Annotated in this window: 21 protein-coding genes; 7 read left to right on the top strand and 14 right to left on the bottom strand. The window is 69.8% G+C overall.

From position 1 onward, the window contains the following. The first annotated feature begins 25 nt into the window (after window positions 1-25). A complete protein-coding gene (locus ACFWGP_RS02045) occupies window positions 26-2,647 on the top strand; it encodes an ATP-binding protein (RefSeq protein WP_376930019.1) in 2,622 nt (873 codons plus the stop codon). A gap of 13 nt (window positions 2,648-2,660) precedes the next feature. Here ACFWGP_RS02045 and ACFWGP_RS02040 read toward each other — a convergent pair whose 3' ends face one another. After that, entirely contained in the window at window positions 2,661-3,233 is a 573-nt protein-coding gene (locus ACFWGP_RS02040; protein WP_231429289.1) for a hypothetical protein, read from the bottom strand. A gap of 76 nt (window positions 3,234-3,309) precedes the next feature. Here ACFWGP_RS02040 and ACFWGP_RS02035 point away from each other — a divergent pair, with 76 nt between their 5' ends. Next, on the top strand, window positions 3,310-4,023 hold the full coding sequence (locus ACFWGP_RS02035; RefSeq protein ID WP_376930018.1) for an IclR family transcriptional regulator: 714 nt from the start codon (window positions 3,310-3,312) through the stop codon (window positions 4,021-4,023). A gap of 77 nt (window positions 4,024-4,100) precedes the next feature. Here the strand turns inward: ACFWGP_RS02035 and ACFWGP_RS02030 are convergent, their stop codons facing one another. From ACFWGP_RS02030 to ACFWGP_RS02000, 7 genes are all read right to left on the bottom strand, one after another. Further along, a complete protein-coding gene (locus ACFWGP_RS02030; protein WP_231429287.1) occupies window positions 4,101-6,014 on the bottom strand; it encodes an FAD-binding monooxygenase in 1,914 nt (637 codons plus the stop codon). Between the two features lie 247 nt (window positions 6,015-6,261). After that, window positions 6,262-6,633, bottom strand: coding sequence for a hypothetical protein (locus ACFWGP_RS02025; protein ID WP_231429286.1), 372 nt, complete (start codon window positions 6,631-6,633; stop codon window positions 6,262-6,264). A 71-nt stretch (window positions 6,634-6,704) separates the two neighbouring features. After that, window positions 6,705-8,198, bottom strand: coding sequence for an MATE family efflux transporter (locus tag ACFWGP_RS02020; RefSeq protein ID WP_376930017.1), 1,494 nt, complete (start codon window positions 8,196-8,198; stop codon window positions 6,705-6,707). Window positions 8,199-8,373: 175 nt separating this feature from the next. Then, window positions 8,374-9,297, bottom strand: a complete 924-nt coding sequence (locus tag ACFWGP_RS02015) for a methyltransferase family protein (RefSeq protein WP_376930016.1) — start codon at window positions 9,295-9,297, stop codon at window positions 8,374-8,376. Next, window positions 9,290-9,817 carry a putative immunity protein gene (locus ACFWGP_RS02010; RefSeq protein ID WP_376930015.1) on the bottom strand — a complete coding sequence of 176 codons (528 nt, stop codon included), beginning with the start codon at window positions 9,815-9,817 and terminating at the stop codon, window positions 9,290-9,292. Before ACFWGP_RS02010 ends, ACFWGP_RS02015 begins: the two co-directional genes overlap by 8 nt. Before the next feature lie 68 nt (window positions 9,818-9,885). Continuing rightward, window positions 9,886-10,173 carry a DUF1905 domain-containing protein gene (locus tag ACFWGP_RS02005; RefSeq protein ID WP_231429282.1) on the bottom strand — a complete coding sequence of 96 codons (288 nt, stop codon included), beginning with the start codon at window positions 10,171-10,173 and terminating at the stop codon, window positions 9,886-9,888. Between the two features lie 13 nt (window positions 10,174-10,186). Then, window positions 10,187-10,567, bottom strand: a complete 381-nt coding sequence (locus tag ACFWGP_RS02000) for a DUF1761 family protein (RefSeq protein WP_376930014.1) — start codon at window positions 10,565-10,567, stop codon at window positions 10,187-10,189. Between the two features lie 80 nt (window positions 10,568-10,647). On the opposite strand from ACFWGP_RS02000, the gene ACFWGP_RS01995 reads away from it, so the two are divergent. Next, the gene (locus tag ACFWGP_RS01995; protein ID WP_275506997.1) at window positions 10,648-11,286 is read left to right on the top strand and encodes a TetR/AcrR family transcriptional regulator; all 639 of its coding nucleotides are present in this window, start codon (window positions 10,648-10,650) and stop codon (window positions 11,284-11,286) included. A gap of 100 nt (window positions 11,287-11,386) precedes the next feature. Here the strand turns inward: ACFWGP_RS01995 and ACFWGP_RS01990 are convergent, their stop codons facing one another. After that, window positions 11,387-11,839, bottom strand: coding sequence for a YdeI/OmpD-associated family protein (locus tag ACFWGP_RS01990; protein WP_275506996.1), 453 nt, complete (start codon window positions 11,837-11,839; stop codon window positions 11,387-11,389). Window positions 11,840-11,919: 80 nt separating this feature from the next. Between ACFWGP_RS01990 and ACFWGP_RS01985 the strand changes: the two genes are divergently transcribed. Continuing rightward, the gene (locus ACFWGP_RS01985) at window positions 11,920-12,285 is read left to right on the top strand and encodes a cupin domain-containing protein (protein WP_376930013.1); all 366 of its coding nucleotides are present in this window, start codon (window positions 11,920-11,922) and stop codon (window positions 12,283-12,285) included. Window positions 12,286-12,351: 66 nt separating this feature from the next. Here the strand turns inward: ACFWGP_RS01985 and ACFWGP_RS01980 are convergent, their stop codons facing one another. Beyond that, entirely contained in the window at window positions 12,352-12,921 is a 570-nt protein-coding gene (locus ACFWGP_RS01980) for a dihydrofolate reductase family protein (RefSeq protein ID WP_231429277.1), read from the bottom strand. A 259-nt stretch (window positions 12,922-13,180) separates the two neighbouring features. Here ACFWGP_RS01980 and ACFWGP_RS01975 point away from each other — a divergent pair, with 259 nt between their 5' ends. Beyond that, window positions 13,181-13,618, top strand: coding sequence for a hypothetical protein (locus tag ACFWGP_RS01975; RefSeq protein WP_231429276.1), 438 nt, complete (start codon window positions 13,181-13,183; stop codon window positions 13,616-13,618). 37 nt (window positions 13,619-13,655) lie between these two features. Here ACFWGP_RS01975 and ACFWGP_RS01970 read toward each other — a convergent pair whose 3' ends face one another. The 4 genes from ACFWGP_RS01970 to ACFWGP_RS01955 form a co-directional block, all read right to left on the bottom strand. Further along, window positions 13,656-14,243 (bottom strand): GNAT family N-acetyltransferase, encoded by a 588-nt coding sequence (locus ACFWGP_RS01970; protein ID WP_376930012.1) that lies wholly within the window; start codon window positions 14,241-14,243, stop codon window positions 13,656-13,658. Between the two features lie 477 nt (window positions 14,244-14,720). Then, the gene (locus tag ACFWGP_RS01965; protein ID WP_376930011.1) at window positions 14,721-15,701 is read right to left on the bottom strand and encodes a formylglycine-generating enzyme family protein; all 981 of its coding nucleotides are present in this window, start codon (window positions 15,699-15,701) and stop codon (window positions 14,721-14,723) included. Then, window positions 15,691-17,205 carry an arylsulfatase gene (locus ACFWGP_RS01960; protein WP_376930010.1) on the bottom strand — a complete coding sequence of 505 codons (1,515 nt, stop codon included), beginning with the start codon at window positions 17,203-17,205 and terminating at the stop codon, window positions 15,691-15,693. Before ACFWGP_RS01960 ends, ACFWGP_RS01965 begins: the two co-directional genes overlap by 11 nt. Before the next feature lie 153 nt (window positions 17,206-17,358). Next, window positions 17,359-17,889: a hypothetical protein gene (locus tag ACFWGP_RS01955; protein ID WP_376930009.1), complete on the bottom strand. Its 531-nt coding sequence runs from the start codon at window positions 17,887-17,889 to the stop codon at window positions 17,359-17,361. A gap of 32 nt (window positions 17,890-17,921) precedes the next feature. Between ACFWGP_RS01955 and ACFWGP_RS01950 the strand changes: the two genes are divergently transcribed. Both ACFWGP_RS01950 and ACFWGP_RS01945 read left to right on the top strand, forming a co-directional pair. Continuing rightward, a complete protein-coding gene (locus ACFWGP_RS01950; protein WP_376930008.1) occupies window positions 17,922-18,215 on the top strand; it encodes a hypothetical protein in 294 nt (97 codons plus the stop codon). 119 nt (window positions 18,216-18,334) lie between these two features. After that, window positions 18,335-18,946: a dihydrofolate reductase family protein gene (locus ACFWGP_RS01945; RefSeq protein WP_231429273.1), complete on the top strand. Its 612-nt coding sequence runs from the start codon at window positions 18,335-18,337 to the stop codon at window positions 18,944-18,946. The last annotated feature ends 2 nt before the right edge of the window (window positions 18,947-18,948 follow it).

Raw genomic sequence — 18,948 nt, 5'->3', positions numbered from 1 at the left:
GCCCCATGACACGTACGCTGCTGTCATGGGGCTGTTCGAGCGCGAGCCCGAGCTCGCGACGCTCCGCGACGGGGCGCGACGCATCGAAGAGGGCGGCCGCGTCGTCACGGTGACCGGTGATGCCGGCGCCGGCAAGACGAGCCTCATCCGCGCCGCGTTCGGCAGTGCACCGGCCTCGGGGCCGCGCCTGCTCCGCGGCCTCTGCGATCCGCTGACCACGCCCCGGCCGCTCGGCCCCATCGCCGACGCGCTGGGCGAACTCGATGCGATTTCGCGGCCCGGCGGCTCGAATGTCGCACCGGGCGGTGGCGCGACATCCCCGCTCGACGGCGAAGGCGCGTTCGTCGCGGCGGTCGCCGACCGCGCGACGGTACTCGTCATCGAGGACGCGCAGTGGATCGACGCCGCCTCGGTCGAGATGCTGCGCTACCTCGTGCGCCGCATCGACGCGCTGCCGGTGCTGCTCATCGTGAGCTACCGCGACACCGTCATCGGTGTCGGGCATCCGCTGCTCCCGCTCCTCGGCGACGTCGCTCGACTCGAGACGGCGTCGTCGATCACGATGCAGCCGCTGTCGGTCGCGTCGGTCGCAGCCGTGCTCGCCGGTACCGGGGTCGACCCGGGCCGCGCGCACGAGCTCACGGGCGGCAATCCCTTCTACGTCGGCGAGATCGCGCGACATCCCGACCAGCGGCTGCCGTCGACGATCCGCGACGCGGTGCTCGCGAGTACCACCGCGCTCGACGGTGACGACCTGGAGACCCTGCAGCTCATCGCCTCGGCACCCGACGCGCTCGACGACCGCCTGTTGCCCGGACTCGGCATCGGCCTGCCGCAGTTGCGTCGCCTCGAGGCGACCGGGCTCATCGTGCGAGCCCGGCGCGGCATCGCGTTCCGCCACGAACTCGCCCGGCTCGCAGTGCTCGACTCGGCCGGACCGGGCGGCGCGAGCCTGCTGCACCGACGGCTGCTCACGGCCCTCGAGGCGCTCGGCTCGAACGACTACGCGGTGCTGACGCACCACGCGGAGGCGGCCGGCGACGACGCCCGCACCCGGCGATACGCGGCCCTCGCCGCCGACGTCGCGACGCGCACCGGGTCGCACTCGGAGGCGGTCGCCTTCCTCGAGCTCGCACTCGCACACCTGGGCGACGAGCGCACTCACCGCCGCGAGCGCGCCGAGATGCTCGAGCTCCTCAGCACGGAGCAGTACATGGTGTCCCGATTGCCCGAGTCGATCGCGTCGATCGATGCGGCGCTGCGGCTCCGCGAGCAGCTCGGCGACCGCGAGGGCGCGGCAGCCGCGCACGACCGGCGCGCCGTGGTCGAGTACTACTCGGCGCGGCGTGCCGCCGCCGAGCACCATGCCGAGCTCGCGGTCGCGGCGAGCGACGGCACGCCGAACGGGCCGTCGGCGCGTGCCACGCTCGCCTATCTCGCCTACCGGCGCCACGACCTCGCCGCTGCCCGCGCCATCCTGCTCGAGGCCGAGCACGATGACGACGCGCCGGCCGGCCCGCACGACGACCCCGCCGCGATCCGCTTCGCCATCACCGAGGCGGCCGCCGCTCTCGTCGAGGGCGAGCCGTCCGGCCGTCCCCGGCTGCTGCTGCGTGCCGCGCAGGCACTCGATCGCTCGCTCGACGAGGTCGGCACGACGGCGTTCTCGAATCTGGCTGCGATCGACATCGAGTCGCGCCGCTTCCGCGAGGCCGAGGCCGTGCTCGCCCGTTCGATCCCGCTGACCGTCGAACGCGACATCCCGATCTGCTACCAGTGGCAGACGGGCATGCGGGCACGGCTCCACTTGCTTCGCGGACACTGGGCCGCGTCCGCCGAGGATGCCTCGAACATCCTCGACGAAGGCAGTGCGCCGCTCGCCTCGGTGTGGCCGAACCTCGTGCTCGGGCTCGTCGAGCTGCGAACGAGCGGTGACGACGCGACGGTCTCCGAGCACCTCGACACCGCATGGGAACTGGCGCTCGAGCTGGGGGAGTCGCTCATGATCCTCGGCGCCCTCGCCGCGATCGCCGAACGCCGGTGGATGAGCGGCGGCGCCGATGCGCGGCTCGACGAGGCGCCGGCCCACCTCGGCGCCGCCGCCTCACTGCCGGGCATGCAGTGGGCGATCGGAGAGCTCATGGTCTGGCTCGCCCGCGTCGGCCGGGCCGTCGATGCCGATGCGAGCGGGCTCGCCCGCATCGCCGAGCCGCACCGGCTCGAACTCGCCGGTCGCCACGCGGAGGCGGCCGCGGCCTGGTTCGCACTCGGTTCGCCGTTCGAGGCGTCGCTCGCCGAGCTGCACGGCACCGACCGGGAGGCGGCGATCGGCGCCCTGATCCGGCTCGAGGAGATGGGGCTGGATGCCTCGGCGGCACGCGCCCGCACCCTGCTCGCCGATCGAGGCATCGAGGGGCTGCCCGCGCAGCGCAGGGCGAGCACCCGGTCGAACCCCTCGGGCCTCACGAACCGCCAGCTCGACGTCGCCCGCCTCGTCGCGAAGGGGCTGACGAACGCCGAGCTCGCGACGAGCCTCTACATCTCGCCGAAGACGGCCGACCATCATGTCTCGGCGATCCTCGCGAAGCTCGGACTCTCGAGCCGGCGCGAGATCGCCCGACGGGCCGCCGAGTTCGGCATCGACTGAGCGACCGGCTCGTTCACCGCTCCACGTCGGGTCGGCGGCCCTTCCGGGCCGCCCGCCGGGCCGCGACGCGCCCGAGCGAGAGCGTCTCGGCCTTGCGCATCATCTCGGGCTCGAGCTTGACGTACCCGGCGCTCTGGACGCCGATGGCGACGGCCCCGCTGACGAGGATGACCACGCCCGCGATCCAGCTGATCTGCCAGAACGCCGCCACCGTGCCGACGCACGCGGCCGCCATCGCGACCCCCCGGGCGAAGCCGACGCTGCGCGCGCGGCTCACGCGGTGGCGGTACGCCTCCTGGCTGCCGAGCAGCATGAGCATCGCGAGCAGCGGAATGGCCAACGCGAACGAGATGACCGTCACGAGCCCGAGCGGGGGAAGGTCGTCGCTCCCGATGTACGGCTGGACGATCACGACGCCGAGGCCGATCAACCCGCCGTACATGAGCGTGTTCTGCCGGATCAATTCGTCGGCGAGGCCCGGCTCCTTGAGGAGTTCGCCCGTGATCGCCTCGTCGTCGCCCATGCCGAGCGGGTCGCCGGCCGCCGGCTGCCCGCTCGACGGGGACTCGTCACCGTGTTCGGTCATCGACGTCAGTCTCGCACCCGAGGGGTCGACGGCGCCATCGTCCGATGATCGAGCAGGTCGTTCTAGTATCGGACGCATGGCGGCAGACATGAAGGCGGCGCAGGCGGGGTCGCAGACCCTCAGCCGTGGCATCCGGATCCTCGAGGTCCTGGCCGATGCCGACCGCGCGCTCTCGATCGACGAGGTGGCCGCCGAACTGGGCGTGCACCGCTCGGTCGCCTACCGCTTGCTGCGTACGCTCGAGCACCACGGGCTCGCCTCGCGCGACGCCGGGGGGCGCATCGTGCTCGGGGCCGGGCTCGCCGCACTGGCCGCCGGGGTGCAGCGCGACCTGCAGCAGCTCGCCCTGCCCGAGCTCGCGGAGGTCGCCGAAGAACTCGGTATGACGTGCCTGCTCGCCGTGCTGCTCGACGGCGACGAGGCCGTGACGCTCGTGAGCGCGTCGCCGCGCCGGACGGCCGCCGTGTCGTACCGGCCGGGGCACCGGCACCCGATCACGCGCGGAGGCCCCGGCAAGGCGATCCTCATGGGCTTGCCGGAGTCGCGCTGGCCCGACGACGTGCCCGAGGCCCTGCGCGCCGAGATCGCCGAGAGCCGTGCCCGGGGGTACACCGTGAGCCACGACGAGGTGGTGCCGTCGCTGCGATCGGTCGCCGTGCCGCTCAACCTGCCCGGGCAGCCGCCGGCGGCGATCGCCGTCATCCACGTGTCGTTCCCCCGGCCCGAGGCCGAGCTCGCCCAGCGGCTGCTCGTCGCCTCGGCGAACCTGCGGCGCGCCTCGGGCGCCTGACGACTCGGCCTCCGCGCCCCGAGAGTGCACTCGCCGCCCGCATCCGGGCCACGAGTGCACCTTCGACGGGCCCGGGTTCAGCGCTCGAGCATCTGCCCCGCGAAGAACTCGCCCAGCTCGGCCGTCGCCGTGAGCGGCAGCACGTGCGCGACGTACCCGTCGGGGCGCACGACGACGACCGCACCGTCGCGCGAGATGCCGCGCTCCTCGAAGATGTCGGTCGGGCACCAGACGCTCGGGCCGGCGGCGAAGACCTTCTCCCAGTCCATCAGCGCGAGCGGACCGGTCTTCGGCCGGAACGCCTCGGGCGCCCGGGTGATGTCGAGCTCGTCGTGCCGCTGCTGGTAGATCGCCTTGACGTCGAACACCGCGTCGACGTCGGCACCCGCCGGCGTGAACCGCGACACCGGTGACTCTGGTGCGGTCGCCATCCACTCGGCCCAGTCGGTCAGGGCGGATGCCTCGCCCGCGGCCGGCGCGTCGGCGAAGGCGTAGACGCGCCAGCGGCCGTCGGCCTTGGCGTGGTGGCCGAGGTGCACGACGTTGCCGTCGCACACGAACGACACCTGCGACGACTTGAACCGCTTGCCGATCGGGAACCCGGTCGCGAGCTCCTGGTGCGCGGCGTCGCCCGTGATCATCGAGGGCCCGTACTGCGTCATGAACCCCGACGGGAACTCTGCCGTGCCGAGGTAGAACGTCGCGAGCTCCTGCGGGTCGGAGATCTCCTCGGGCTTGCGCGCCATGAGCGACGACCACTCGCGGTCGAAGTCGATGAGCTGCTGCGCGACGGGCTGCCGTTCGGCCGAGTAGGTCGAGAGCAGCGACGCCGGCGCGAGCCCCGAGACGACCGAACCGAGCTTCCAGCCCAGGTTGAAGCCGTCCTGCATCGAGACGTTCATGCCCTGGCCGGCCTTCGCGCTGTGGGTGTGGCAGGCGTCTCCGGTGAGGAACACCCGCGGCGAGGCATCCTCGTCGTCGTTCGCCCGGTCGTCGAAGTGGTCGGTCACCCGGTGGCCGACCTCGTAGACGCTGAACCACGCGACCTGGCGCACGTCGAGCGTGTACGGGTGCAGGATGTCGTTGGCCTTCGCGATGATGGCCTCGATCGGCGTCTTGCGCACCTCATGGTCGTCATCCTCGGCCACGGCCCCCAGGTCGATGTACATGCGGCTGAGGTACCCGCCCTCGCGAGGGATGTGCAGGATGTTGCCCGCCTCCGAGTTGATCGCGCACTTCGTGCGCCAGTCCGGGAAGTCGGTGTTCACGACGACGTCCATGACGCCCCACGCGTGCGACGCCATGGCGCCGATGTGCTTGCGGCCGATCGCCTCGCGCACGCCGCTGCGCGCGCCGTCGCAGCCCGCGACGTACTTCGCGCGCACGGTGCGCTCCTCGCCGGCGCGCTCGCCCGCGGTGTAGCGCACGCGCACCTCGACGGGGTAGCCCGACGCCGCGCCTTCGCTGCCTTCCTCGTGCACGGTGAGGCCCGTGAACTCGATGCCGTAGTCGGGCACGATGCGGCCGGGCCCGTGGGCTGCGGCCTCGGCGAAGTAGTCGAGCACGCGCGCCTGGTTCACGATGAGGTGCGGGAACTCGCTGATCTTGTAGCCGTAGTCCTCGGTGCGCGAGGTGCGGATGATGTTCTGCGGGTCGGCGGGGTCGGGGCCCCAGAAGTTCATGTAGCCGATGTTGTACGCCTCGGCGATGATGCGCTCGGCGAAGCCGAACGCCTGGAACGTCTCGACGCTGCGCGGCTGGATGCCGTCGGCCTGGCCCAGCACGAGCCGGCCGTCTCGGCGCTCGATGATGCGCGTGACGACGTCGGGGTACTGCGAGAGCTGCGCCGACAGCAGCATGCCCGCGGGCCCCGAGCCGACGATGAGCACGTCGATCTCGTCGGGCAGCTCCTCGGGGCGGTCGATGCCGACCCCTGCGGCCGGGAGCACCCGGGGGTCGCCGGACACGTAGCCGTGGTGGTGGAACTGCACGGTGGGCTCCTCACGTCGTCGTGACGAGGCACCCGGCGGTTTCGAGAGATGGATGCCTCGCATTGTTCGATATTCGAACGTGCTATTCGTTTATCGCGCGAGGCAATGGTAGATCGCGACGCGACGCAGCACAAGCCGGGTGGCGATCAGCGCCGGGCGACCGATGCGGTCGGGCTCGGCGACGTTCGTCACCTCAGTGGAGGAACCGGGTCGCGGCGGGTGGTCGGGCTTCCGTTCGGGCTTGCGGTCAGCGGGAGCGGGCGAACCGGCTCGCGCCGATGATCATCGCCAGGGCGGCGCCGACCGCCGACACGAGCGGCACCGCGACCACCGCGAGGGCGATCGTGTTGGGGCGGAATCGCAGTCCATCCGGTCCGCCGATGTACGCCCCGATCGGCACGGCGTAGCCACCGCCACCGCCACCGCTGCCCTCACCCCGGCCGGCCGGGGTCTTCTCGGTCTCCGGCATGTCGCCGGAGCCCTCACCCCCGCCGAACCCGAAGGCCACGAGCGCGACCGGAACGAACTCGCGCCCGTCGATCGTCGACTTCTCGCCGTACGCCACCTTCGCGCCCCACCTGGGCACCGAATCCGCCAGGTTCTCGATGAGCTTCGTCATGCGCTCGACGGTACGCGCGTTGCCCGCGCGCGGCTAGACCCACCGCGAGGTCCGGAACGCGATTGCGCTGGTCAGCGGGTCTCGACGTTCGACGCGAGGTCGGGATCCTGATCGTCCTCGGCGGGCCGATGGACCGGCACCGATCCGGTCACGACGGCGTCGACGGTCATCGACCCGTCCACGGGCCCGATGACCGCGACCGGCGTGGTCGGAGTGGCCGCGAGCGGCTCGACCGGCAGCCGACCCAGACGGCGATGCTCGCGGACGTAGGCGGGAATGAGCAGCGCGACCGAGCCCAGCCACGCGAGCGGGTTGCTCAGCACGACGCCGACGAAGCCGAATATCGACCCCAGCACGACCGCGGCCGCGACGCGCATCACGAGCTCGATCACCCCGGTCACCGTCGGCACGATGGTGTAACCGAGCCCCTGCAGCACTCCTCGCAGGATGAACAGCACGCCGAGCAGCGAGTAGGTGAAGCCGTCGATGGAGAGCATGAGCGCGGCGGCGTCCACCACGTCGTTCGACCCCTCGCCGACGAAGAACCGCACGAGTTGCTCGCCGAACATGATCAGCAGGGCCCCGATCGCCACGGCTGCCCCGATCGACATCCAGGTCGCCTGCACGACGCCGCGACGAACGCGGTCGGGGCGCTTGCCGCCGAGGTTCTGCGCGGCGAACATCGAAGCTGCGAGGCCCAACGACGAGAGCAGCGCGACCGCGATCGACTCGACCCGCGATCCCAGCGTGAACGCGGCGACCGCGTCGGCGCCGAGCTCGTTGAGCGCCACCTGCACGGTGAGCGTGCCGATCGCGATGATCGAGGTCTGCACGCCCATGGCCATGCCGATGCGCAGGTGCTCGCGCAGCTCGACGCGCGACACCCTCCAGTCGGAGCGGCGCAGGTGCAGCACGGGCAGGCGGCGGCGCACGTAGAGGAGGCAGAGGGCGACCGAGACGGCCTGCGCGACGACCGTCGCCCACGCCGCTCCCGCCACGCCCCAGCCGAGCGGGCCGACCATGACGACGACGAGGCCCACGTTCAGCACGCACGCGATCGTGAGGAACACGAGCGGCGTGCGCGAGTCGCCGAGCGCCCGGATCACAGCGGAGAGGTAGTTGAAGAACATGACCGCGGCAGCCCCGAGGAAGCTGACCTGCGTGAACACGGTCGCCTCGGCGAGCAGCTCCTCGGGGGTCTGCAGCAGGCGCAGCGTCGGTTCGGCGAGGAACGGGGCGGCGATCGTGAGGCACGCGCTCATCGCGGCGGTGAGCATCGTGCCCGTCGCCACCGAGCTGCGCACCGCGGCGGAGTCACCGGCGCCGAAGGCCTGCGCCGTCGGGATGGCGAATCCCGAGGTCAACCCCCAGGCGAATCCGAGCAGCAGGAAGAGCAGCGACCCCGTCGCACCGACCGCGGCCAACGAGTCGATGCCGAGGTAGCGCCCGACGACGATCGCGTCGGCGACCTGGTAGAGCTGCTGCACGACGTTGCCGATGAGCAACGGCGTCGCGAAGACGAGGATGACGCGCCAGGGGGCGCCGGTGGTGAGGGAGGTGGTCATGGGGCTCTCGGCGGGTCTCTGCGGGGGCTTCAGATGTTTGCGTTGCCAAGGAGCCTATCGAACCGATTCGATGCGGGTGGCCCGGGTCGGGAGATCACGACACGCGAATCGCACGGCCAGGTGCGCGGGTCACAGCCTCCCGGGAACGAGCGGATCGAACTCGGTGCGGTCGACGTCAGGTGCGGGAGACTTCGAGTGGCGTCGCCGAGAACCGCGGCACCCAGCACCGCACCGCCGCGCGGTACCGGCGGAACTCATCGCCGATTCTCGCTTCCATCTCGGCCTCCTCGAGCGGGCGCACGACGAAGTTCCAGAACAGCCCGCCCGCGACCGCGTAGGCGACGACCAGCCACGCGCCGAGCATGAGACCGACCGCGACCCCCTGCGTGATGCCCGCCAACGCCATCGGGTTGCGCACGAGGCGATACGGCCCGGTGATCACGAGCCGGTTCGCGGTCGCCGCGGGCAGCGGAGTGCCGGCGCCGCGGGTCGCCATCGCGACCGCCGACCAGATGCCGAGGCCGCTCGCGAGCGCGAACACGAAGGCACCGAACGGCAGCAGCCAGCCGGGCGTGGGCACGGCCAGCCCCCACCGCACTTCGAGCCAGGCGATCACCGCCGGCACGACTCCGAGCAGCAGCCCCCAGAAGACCACGATCTGCACGGCGGTCGCCGCGAGGTGTGCGACCGTCTTCGCCGACGCGTCCGCCCGGCGGAATCGGAACGGCCCGACGAGCATCCACTCGGTCGGCACGCGTCCCAGCACCATCAGGCAGAGAGCCACCACGGATGCCATGGACGCCGCGCCCATGAGCAGCACACCCCAGCCCGCCTCGGTGCTGAGCGTCGCGTACACCGTGAGACCCGCGGTGACGATCAATGTCCACCCTGTCGCGACGAACGCCGCCGCGCGCACGCCGCACGCAGCGACCGCCGAGGCCCCGACGAACAGCGGGAGGTCGAGCACGGCGACGACCATGGGGTCGAACCCGCCGAGCGTGGCGCCCCGCACGACGGGCACCGTGAACACCGCGAGCCACCACGCCAGTCCTGCGACCGCCTGCACCCCGAAGTACGCCCGGCCGAGCCGTTCATTCATCGAAGGCGTTCCAGCAGATCGCGCTGCGGCGACGCTGATCGTCGAGCACGAGATCGCGGATGGCCGGCGGCAGCCGGTCGCGCTGCCAGTCGCGCTCGGCGAGGCGCGCCCGCTCCGAGGCATCCCCGTCATCAACGGGTGCCGCGGCCGTGGCCGCACGGATCGCATACGCCGCCGCCCCGAGCTCGTGCTCGGCGACGTGCGCCACCGCGACCGCCTGCCCGACCGACAGCGCAGCGAACTTCACGGGATCGGGTCGGCCTCGGCCCGCGGCGTTCGCGTGGAACGCCGCATGATGCGCCTCGCGCATCGGCACCTCGCCGCGCACCCACCCGCGTGCGACCTCGAGCACCTCGCGCGGCCGCGGGTCGTCGGGCTGCGCGTCCTCGAAGAGGGGCAGCACGTGCTCGGCGCACGCGATCGCCCACTCCGCGAGCAGGTGGTGGTCGTCGTCGCTCAGGGTTCCGCCACGACGGATCGTGATGAGCCGCGGATCACGTTCTTTCGGCAGGATCGGCACCTGCCATTCCTACCATCGCGTCGGCGCGGCCGGCGGCGCACCGTCGCGGGCGCCGCGCCCCGCCGCGCTCAGCTGAGACGGCGGGTGAGGTGGACGGTGACCGAGTCGCCGTCGGTCTTGCCGATGCGCTTGCGGACGGCCGCGGAGACCGGCAGCTTGTGGGTGCCGTCGCCGAGCGCCATGAACGCGCCGCGGAACGGCTCGCCGTCGATCGTGCCCTCGACCTTGACGAGGCCGCGGGTGTCGAAGATCGTCGCCGAGTCGGGCAGCTGGGCACAGGTCCAGGTGTCACCCTCGCGCACCTTGCCGAGGGTCGAGGTGAAGGTGATGTCGAGCGGTCCGCTCGTGTCGGTCATGTCGTTGCTCCGATCAGGTGAAGGCGCCGACGAGGGCGCCGATGATGACGAGCTTGAGCAGCCAGTCGGTGAAGTGGACGAGCGCGACGGGGATCGGCGTGTTCTCGTGCACGACCGACCCCAGCAGGAGGACCGCCGGCAGTGAGGCCAACGCCAGTCCGAGCACCGCGCCGGCCGCCGCTCCGTGCCAACCGCCGGCGACCATCAGGCCGAGCACGAGCAGGGACATGACGAGGCTGCGGAGGACGACGAGCAGCATCTGGACGACGACCGGGATGCCTGGGCGAGGGGTGCTCCGCGCGCCGATGAGCCGGGAGACCGGCGGAATCGCGTAGAGCACCGCGCTTGCGATGAACGAGACGACCGTGGCGAGGGCGACGCCGAGGAGTGCCATGCGGTGCCCCTTTCAGTACTGGTGAGTACTCAGTACGGTACGCGCCTCGTTTTAGTCCTGTCAAGTACTAAACTGGAACCATGTCGGTTCCCACTTCTGCTCGCGGGCGTCCGCCCGGGCTCACCGGCTCGGCACTGCTCGCCGAGGCGCGGGCCGTCTTCCTCGAGCGCGGCTACTCCGCCGCGACGATGGACGAGGTGGCCGCGCGTGCGCGAATCTCGAAGAGCTCGTTGTATCGGGAGCATCCATCGAAGTCGGCGCTCTACCGCGCGGTGGTCTCCGACTGGGCGGCCTCGGGTCGCGGCGCGATGCGGCCGGCGCTCGACCGGCTCGCGCAGGCGCCCGATGTCGAGCACGGGCTCGTCGAGCTCGGTGAAACGCTCCTGCGCGCCATCCTCTCGCCCGACGTCGTCGCCATGCGACGACTGGTCATCAACGAGGCGAAGACGCAGCCCGAGGTCGCGGCCATCTACTTCGAGGAGAGCTGGCAGCGCAACGTCTCCGATCTCGCGGACACCTTCGACGACTTGCGCCGAGCGGGCGCGCTGAAGGCCGACGCCCCCCGGGCGGCTGCCGAGGAGTTCACGTGGCTCGTCGTCGGCGCCCCGCTGAACGCCGCTCTGCTCGGCGTCGAGGCCGAGCCGGCGGCGGATGCCTCGGCGAGAGCCGTCGCGCTCTTCCTGGCGCGCTACGGCGAGCCGGGCCGCCACGTGCCGTGAGCATCGAGCGCCCGGTTGCCGTCGGTGTCGCCGTCGACCGCCGGCCGCGGTGACCGCGTCAGTGCGTGGAGCCCTCATACACGCGGGGCGGGCGGACGGGTCAGTCGGTCGCGGAATCGCGCAGCTGCGCGAGGAGCTTCTCGACGCGGCGCGACCGGGTGTCGGCCCCCTTCGCCTGGCCGATCACCCGCGCCTGCTGACGACGCCGGCTCACGGTGAGAGCGTCGAACGCGGCTCGAGCGGTCGGGTCGGCATCGAGCGCCGCGGTGAGCTCCGGCGGCTCGTCGACGGTGATCGGCTCGTCGTCGAGCGCGAGGCCGATGGTGACCTCGTCGCCGACCTCGGCCCCGGTCGCCGCCCGGTTCGCGTTGCTGAAGCCGATGAGGTTGCGTCCGAGCATGATCGCGAGACGGGTTCGCCACGTGTGACCGTTGATCGTGACCACGACACGCGGTCGCTTGCCGCCTCCGAGCCCGTCGACCACCTCTGGCGGCACCTCGAGCCCGCGCATCTTCTCGTGCGGTTCGACGATCGAGGTGAACTGGAGTGCCATGCGGCCATCCTGCCGCAGGGCCTCGTTCAACGACAGGGATGTCTCCGCGACATCCCTGTCGCCGTCGTAGGCTCGTTGGAGTGAGCGATGAAGTGCGCAACCTCAGGGCGGCCCTCGCCGCCGTGCCCGAGCCGTGGCAGCCGCACCGGCTGACGAGCGTCAACGACTACGACGTGAAGGTCGTGAAGCTCCTCGGCGAGTTCGTGTGGCACAGCCACCCCGAGACCGATGAGCTCTTCATGGTGCTGAGCGGTGAGCTCACGATCCAATTGCGCGACCGCGACGTCGTGCTCGGCCCCGACGACGTGTTCGTCGTGCCGAAGGGGGTCGAACACTGCCCGCGCGCCGACGCCGAGGTGCACGCCGTGCTCTTCGAGCCGCGCGGCACGGTCAACACCGGCGATGCCGGCGGAGCGCTGACGTCACCGCTGCGCGAGCTCGACTGAGGCCATCGCCTCGGACCGCGACCGCGACCGCGCGCCGAGGTTCGCTGTGCTCTCGGATCGGGGTCGTCACGCCGTGACTCGCGCGGGCCGGTATCGCATGGCGACCACGCCCGACCGGAACTCGTGGCGATCGACGAGCTCGAGCCGGATGCGTTCGCGCAGGCCGGCGAGCAGCGTCGGCCCGTGCCCGGCGAGGACCGGCTGCACGACGAACACGTACTCGTCGATCAAGCCGAGGTCCGCCAGCGCCAGGGGGAGCGTCACGCCACCCACGAACAGGCCCTCGCCCGGCTCCTGCTTGAGCCGCTGAACCGCTCGCCCCACGTCGCCTCGCACGAGTTCAGCGTTCCAGTCGACGCCGCTCAGCGTGCTCGACACGACGTGCTTCTTCGCCCGGTCGATGGTCTCGGCGAACGGGATCTCCCACTCGTCCATCCAGTCGGGCCACGTGCCCGTGGCGGGCCGCCGCCACGCCGCCTCCATCATCTCGTAGGTCACCCGTCCGAAGAGCAGGGCGTCGGCCCGTTCCATCTCCTCGGTCCAGTAGCGCATCGACTCCTCGTCGGGAGGGAGCCCTGCCTCGTGATGGCAGCAGCCGTCGAGAGTCACGTTGATCGAGTATCGAAGGGGTCTCATCTCGTCGCTCTCCCTGATGCGTGCATCGCGCCGTCGCCGGACCGTGCTGAGACCATTGTCGGCGGTATTCCTCATCGGCGCCCGTTCCCCTCCTCCTTCCGTATGTCCGGCGCTGCGTTTCGGGCGCTTCCTGCACGGCTTCGTGCGCTGTCGGGCGATCGGGCCAGCTCGATCAGGATTCGAGAAGCGCCGCGGTGCTCGATTCCGTACCGTGAAGGCAGATCGAATTCGACCGGAAGACATCGAGAAGGAGCAACCCATGGCTACGACGAAGACCGACGGACTCTCCGCCGACGAACGCGCCGCCGTCAAGCAGCGCGCGGCAGAGCTGCGGGCCGAGGCGAAGGCCGGCAAGACGCGGGAGGCGGGCGAGAAGGCGATCCGCGAAGCGATCGCCGCGCTGCCCGACGACGACCGCGCGATCGCCGAGGGCATCGACCGCATCGTGAAGGATGTCGCGCCGCAGCTGTTCCCCAAGACCTGGTACGGGTTCCCGTCCTACGCCGACGCGAACGGCAAGATCGTGGTCTTCTTCAAGCCCGCGTCCAAGTTCGAGTCGCGCTACGCGACGCTCGGTTTCGAGGAGGCCGCCCAGCTCGACGACGGCGACATCTGGGTGACCTCGTTCGCGCTGCTCGCGCTCACCCCCGAGACGGAACGGCGCATCACCGAGCACATCCGCAAGGCCGCCGGCTGAGCCCGCCACTCGGCGAATCGACCGGGCGAGCCCGGCGTCAGCCGTGGGCCGGTGCGACCGTCTTGCGCATGACGGTCTTGCTCTTGCCGATGTGCCGCTCGAACGTGAATCCCGCCTTCTCGAACATGGCCCTCGTGCCGTTGTGGAGGAACGACGACGACGTCCGCTTGCCGGGGGCGAGCTCGTTGGGGAACGAGACCACCTCGCCCCCGCCGGCCTGGGCGATCAGCTCGAGCGCGCCGTCGAGCGCTTCTCGTGCCACTCCCGACCGTCGATGGTCGCGGTCGACGAAGAAGCAGGTGATGCGCCACGGCGCCGGCGTGGTCTCGCCGGCGTCGTACTGCTTGCGGTGGTAGATGTTCGACAGTTCGACCGGACTGCCGTACTCGCACCAGGCGATCGCGTCGTCGCCGTCGAAGACGAGCGCGGCGTGCGCGACGCCCTCCGCCACGAGTCGCTGCTTGAACGTCGGCCGGTCGTAATCGTCCTTGACGGTGCGCTCCGTGTCGCCGTGGAAATACGAGCAGTAGCACCCGCCCCAGACCCCGTTGTGCTTCTGCGCGAGCGCCAACCACGCCGGGAAGGTCTCGGGAGTGAGCGGCTTGATCACGTGCGACGTCGTCACTCCCGTCTCACCCGCCACACGTCTCGGCCCGTGCGGCGGCCCGCCGATCCGAGACTCGCCATCGCTCGCGGAAGATGGCTGGCGTGCCTCCGCTCGGGACGTCCTGATCGGCCATGGCAGACTCCTCGCGTCGTGGTGCCAGTCTGCCGACGACTGCGATGTTCGACAAGGTCGGCCGGCACGCCGATCTGCGGGCGTGCGAGTCGGATCGGGCTGCCATTGTCGATGCGGCCGGCAACGCCGCGACGACAGGTTGCGCGAGAACCGGCGAAACGGCCCTGTAGGTTCCGCGCCGAAATGGCATCAGGGTCCGAGATTCCACGGCAAATGTCATCGGTTTGAGCGCTCGGATTCCACAGAAGATGGCATTTTCCTACACGCCCCGCGACTCACCGAATGGTGCCGCCTCGCTGGGCGTCCGCAAACGAATCCTCACCGGGCACAGAGCTGATCACATCTCGCGGCCCCGGCGAAACTTCATTGCAGGAGCGTCAGCGGTATGGCGGGGCGGCCGCCAGGATCTTCCGATACGCGGCGGAGGATGCATCGGAATCCGAGATGGGATGTCGACGTATCGACGTGCTGCGGCATCCGAGCTGCCGGCCGGTAGCGCTGACAGTAATTCGGAGCGCAGAGATGCGAGCCGCCCTTCATGACCTTGCGCGGGATCGCCACGCCCTGCAGCCCCGGGTCCAAGCTGTCCTCCCGCTGGCCTCCGCGTGGGTCGACCACGGTGCAGCACGTGTGCGCCAGCTGCTCGTGCCGGATGTACCAGTCGGTGGTCCACTCCCAGACGTTGCCGATCATGTCATGGAGCCCGTACCCGTTCGCCGGGAACGAGCCGACCGGAGCGGTGCCTTCGAAGCCGTCTTCCATCGTGTTCTCGATCGGAAACTCGCCCTGCCAGGTGTTCGCCATCCACGAGCCGCCCGGAGTGAACTCGTCGCCCCACGCATACGGTGCTCCATCCAAGCCGCCACGAGCGGCGAACTCCCATTCGGCCTCCGTGGGGAGTTGCTTGCCCACCCAGCTGGCGTATGCCTCGACATCCTCCCAGGCCACGTGCACCACCGGGTGATTCGCCAACCCGGCGATCGAGCTGCCCGCGCCCTGCGGGTGACGCCATTGCGCGCCGGGAACGTAAGTCCACCAGTTGTACGAATTGCTCAGGTCGACCCGATGCGGCGGCTTCACGAAGACGGTCGACGCGGGCTGGAGCTTCTCCTCGGTCGCACCCGGGTACTCGGCCGGGTCTGGTCGGCGTTCGGCCACGGTGACGTAGCCGGTGTCGTCGACGAACGCGGCGAACCGCTCGTTGGTCACGGTGAACGTATCCATCCAGAATCCGTTCACCGTGACCTGATGAGCCGGCGCTTCCTCCGGGTAATGCCGGTCGGATCCCATCAGGAACGTGCCGCCCGGCACCCACTGCATGCCGGTGGTGTCGTCAGTTGCCATGCCGCTCGGATGCCGCATGCAACACGGTGTCGACGACCGCTTGCGGGTTGAAATCGGGCGGCGCCTGGCTCGGGGGGAACTCCTTGAACGTGTTGGCGTGCTGTTGGATGATCGCGGCTGCCGGCAGCACGGTCCAGAGTTTCTCGCCGGCGTAGAGCGGGTAGTACGGAGCATCCATGTGCTGCTCGAACGGATCCACTCGCAAATTCACCGGCCGAGGCACCGTGGCCTTCACCAGAGCTCCTGCGAACCAGTCGTCCTTCGTCTGGAAATGGACCTTCCAGTTGTTGTAGCGCAACGCGAACAGGTCGTGTTCGCCGTAGTAGAAGAACTCATGCCGGGGCGATTCCTCCACCTCGCCGCTCAGGTACGGCAGCTGGTTGTACCCGTCGAGGTGCACCCGGAAGTGCTTGTCGCCGAAGTCCGCGCCCTCGAGGAGCTGCTCCTTCACATCGGGCACGCCGACTGCGGCCATGATGGTGGGCACGATGTCCTCGAGGGACATGATGCCGTTCAGCACCTGACCAGCCGGGATCTTCCCGGGCCACCGGATGACCAGCGGGGCGCGGAAGCCGCCCTCCCAGCCCAGGCCCTTCTCGCCGCGGAACGGCGTCGTGCCGCCGTCGGGCCAGGTGAACTTCTCTGCGCCGTTGTCGGTCGCGAAGACGACGACCGTGTTGTCGGCGATCCCGAGCTCATCGAGCTTGCCGAGCAGCTCACCGACCACCCAGTCGAGCTCCTGCATCCCGTCGGCGTAGACGCCCAGCCCGGTCTTGTCCTTCCACCGCTCCGAGAGGTGGGTCCAGACGTGCATCCGGGTGGTGTTGTGCCACAGCAGGAACGGCTCGCCCGCCTGGTGGGCGCGGTCGATGAAGTCGAATGAGTGCTCGAGCAGGTCGTCTTCGATGATCTCCATCCGCTTCCGCGTCAGAGGTCCGGTGTCCTCGATCTTCTGCTTCCCGATCGGCCCGAACCGCGCGTCGACCGTGGGGTCGTCGACATCGGTCGCGGTGCAGTGCAGGACGCCGCGTGGCATGAAGAGCTGCTGCATGATCGGCAGGTGCTTCGGGTACTCCGGTTGCTCGGGCTCCTCCTCCGCGTTCAGGTGGTAGAGGTTGCCGTAGAACTCGTCGAACCCGTGAACCGTCGGGAGGAACTCGTTGCGGTCGCCGAGGTGGTTCTTGCCGATCTGGGCGGTCCGGTATCCCTCGGGCTTGATCAGCTCCGCCAGAGTCGGGTCCTCGGGTTGGATGCCCTTCTCCGCCCCGGGCAGACCAACCGTCGTCAGGCCGGTGCGCATCGGGATCTGCCCCGTGATGAAAGCCGCTCGACCGGCCGTGCAGCTCGCCTGAGCGTAGTTGTCGGTCATCATCGCGCCCTCAGCGGCGATCCGATCGATGTTCGGTGTCCTCGTGCCCATGATCCCCCGGTGATAGGCGCCGACATCGAACCAGCCGACGTCATCGGCCATGATCAACAGGACATTCGGCTTCTCAGTAGCCATGGCGGAACCTTTCCCCGTGCCGCACGCCTGGGATTCCAAGTACCGAGCTGAAGGCGCCCCCCAGCGGGCGCCGACAGGGCAAACGTACTCCCGCACAGACGAGACGGATAGTGCCACATCGCGGACGCCACCAGATGCCGCAACGGTCGCCGATCACTTGATGAAGATCCTCAACAGAATGATCAGCAGCCCAAGAGCAGCGGTGGCACACGCACCACCCAGCCGCCAGTACCAGGCGGCCCGCCGGCTGGCGAAGGCAATCCACCCGAGGACGGCCAGAACGAGGACGCCCATCCACAGGGCGGACCAGTACGCGACCTCCGCGTCGAGAACTCCGAGGACGCCGAGGCCGAGTGGTATCAACGGCGGGATCGTCGCGTAGAGCAAGCCAACCGCTCTCCCGAATGCGAATCGGATCGACTCGCGCACGCGGATCGGCTCACTCTCCGCGCGAGTTCCCTGGACGGCGATCGCGACGATGTACACCTGCGAGAGCCAAAGGACGAGCATGCTGACGATCGTGATGCCCATCGTGTCCAGCGAACGACCACTCACGTCAGACACGGCGATGACCACGCTGACGAGCACCGTGCCGGAGACAAGCTCCGGCGTCACAAGCCCGCGCCGCAAGCGAGGCATCGACCACGGACCGTCGAAGCGAGGGGGGTCCGCTCGATCAGCCATCCTCATTCACCCCGACCGAGAGACTCACTGCGGTGGCGCGCGACCTCGAAGCGTTCGACGCATCCCGCAGCGAAGTCGAAGCAGCCCTGGACGAGGCGGCGCCCGTGCTCGACGAGCTCGACGCCGCGATCCACGCCGCAGCAACAGCCGGCATCAGCGACGTGGGAATCGCGCTCGAATCCCGCATCGAGTCTGGCTCGCGAGGTTGTCAGCGGCGGAACGAGCCTCGGCTATTTCCGTTCGAAGTACGAGCGCCTGAAGCGCCCTCGCTCGAGGTAATCGCTCATTCGCGGCGTGGAGGGATCCTTCTGCGGCATCTCGTCTAGCGGTCTGTGGTGGCGCTTAAAGGCGGCGTGCTGGTGATGTCGGATTCGTGCGGGGCCGTTCGTTGATCTAGTGAGAGGCGTCCGATGGGCGGGCGCCGAAGCCAGGGAGAACCAGGTCAATGAAACTTACGACGATCACGCAGCTCACGCTCGACGGAGTGACGCAGGGAAACGGCGGCCCGACCGTGGAAGACCGCGAGTGCGGGTTCGAGCGCGGTGGTTGGGCGCGGGGCGCGGGTGACGACTCGACCCGCGATCATATCGCCGCGACCTTCGAGCGCGCCGATGCGTTTCTTCTCGGCCGCCGAACCTACGACATCCTGCTCGAATTCTGGGGAACCATCGAGGACCTGAAACTGCAACCGATCGGCGTGGCCCTGAACACGAGGCCGAAGTACGTGGCATCCAGAACGCTGAGGGAACCGGCGTGGGCGAACACGGCAGTCCTCGGTGATGACCTCTTCGCCGCCGTCACGGAACTGAAAGCCAGCGGGCGTGGAGAGCTGCAAGTGCACGGCAGTAGTCGCCTCATCCAGTGGCTCCTGGAGAAGGACCTCGTCGACGAAATGGAACTCATCATCGTGCCCGTGGTGCTGGGGCAGGGTGCCCGACTTTTCGCGGATTCAGGTCGGGATATCGCGATGAATCTGGTCGACTCACGTACGGATTCGAAGGGCGTGATGATTCAGACCTATCGCCCCGCTGGCCGCCCCGACTATGCAACGTTCTGATC

The sequence above is a fragment of the Agromyces sp. NPDC127015 genome, from assembly GCF_042725165.1.
Classification (GTDB): domain Bacteria; phylum Actinomycetota; class Actinomycetes; order Actinomycetales; family Microbacteriaceae; genus Agromyces; species Agromyces chromiiresistens.
This window is presented reverse-complemented; position numbering and strand designations above follow the sequence as displayed.

Bases quoted from the DNA above. Each gene is read 5' to 3' on its own strand.
- ACFWGP_RS01965 (WP_376930011.1), bottom strand. From the start codon at position 15,701: ATGGCAACTGACGACACCACCGGCATGCAGTGGGTGCCGGGCGGCACG.
- ACFWGP_RS02000 (WP_376930014.1), bottom strand. From the start codon at position 10,567: ATGGCACTCCTCGGCGTCGCCCTCGCCACGGTCGTCTCGTTCATCGCA.
- ACFWGP_RS02035 (WP_376930018.1), top strand. From the start codon at position 3,310: ATGGCGGCAGACATGAAGGCGGCGCAGGCGGGGTCGCAGACCCTCAGC.
- ACFWGP_RS02025 (WP_231429286.1), bottom strand. From the start codon at position 6,633: ATGACGAAGCTCATCGAGAACCTGGCGGATTCGGTGCCCAGGTGGGGC.
- ACFWGP_RS02005 (WP_231429282.1), bottom strand. From the start codon at position 10,173: ATGACCGACACGAGCGGACCGCTCGACATCACCTTCACCTCGACCCTC.
- ACFWGP_RS01980 (WP_231429277.1), bottom strand. From the start codon at position 12,921: ATGAGACCCCTTCGATACTCGATCAACGTGACTCTCGACGGCTGCTGC.
- ACFWGP_RS02040 (WP_231429289.1), bottom strand. From the start codon at position 3,233: ATGACCGAACACGGTGACGAGTCCCCGTCGAGCGGGCAGCCGGCGGCC.
- ACFWGP_RS01945 (WP_231429273.1), top strand. From the start codon at position 18,335: ATGAAACTTACGACGATCACGCAGCTCACGCTCGACGGAGTGACGCAG.
- ACFWGP_RS02045 (WP_376930019.1), top strand. From the start codon at position 26: ATGGGGCTGTTCGAGCGCGAGCCCGAGCTCGCGACGCTCCGCGACGGG.
- ACFWGP_RS02015 (WP_376930016.1), bottom strand. From the start codon at position 9,297: ATGAATGAACGGCTCGGCCGGGCGTACTTCGGGGTGCAGGCGGTCGCA.
- ACFWGP_RS01995 (WP_275506997.1), top strand. From the start codon at position 10,648: ATGTCGGTTCCCACTTCTGCTCGCGGGCGTCCGCCCGGGCTCACCGGC.
- ACFWGP_RS01990 (WP_275506996.1), bottom strand. From the start codon at position 11,839: ATGGCACTCCAGTTCACCTCGATCGTCGAACCGCACGAGAAGATGCGC.
- ACFWGP_RS01960 (WP_376930010.1), bottom strand. From the start codon at position 17,205: ATGGCTACTGAGAAGCCGAATGTCCTGTTGATCATGGCCGATGACGTC.
- ACFWGP_RS02020 (WP_376930017.1), bottom strand. From the start codon at position 8,198: ATGACCACCTCCCTCACCACCGGCGCCCCCTGGCGCGTCATCCTCGTC.
- ACFWGP_RS01955 (WP_376930009.1), bottom strand. From the start codon at position 17,889: ATGGCTGATCGAGCGGACCCCCCTCGCTTCGACGGTCCGTGGTCGATG.
- ACFWGP_RS01975 (WP_231429276.1), top strand. From the start codon at position 13,181: ATGGCTACGACGAAGACCGACGGACTCTCCGCCGACGAACGCGCCGCC.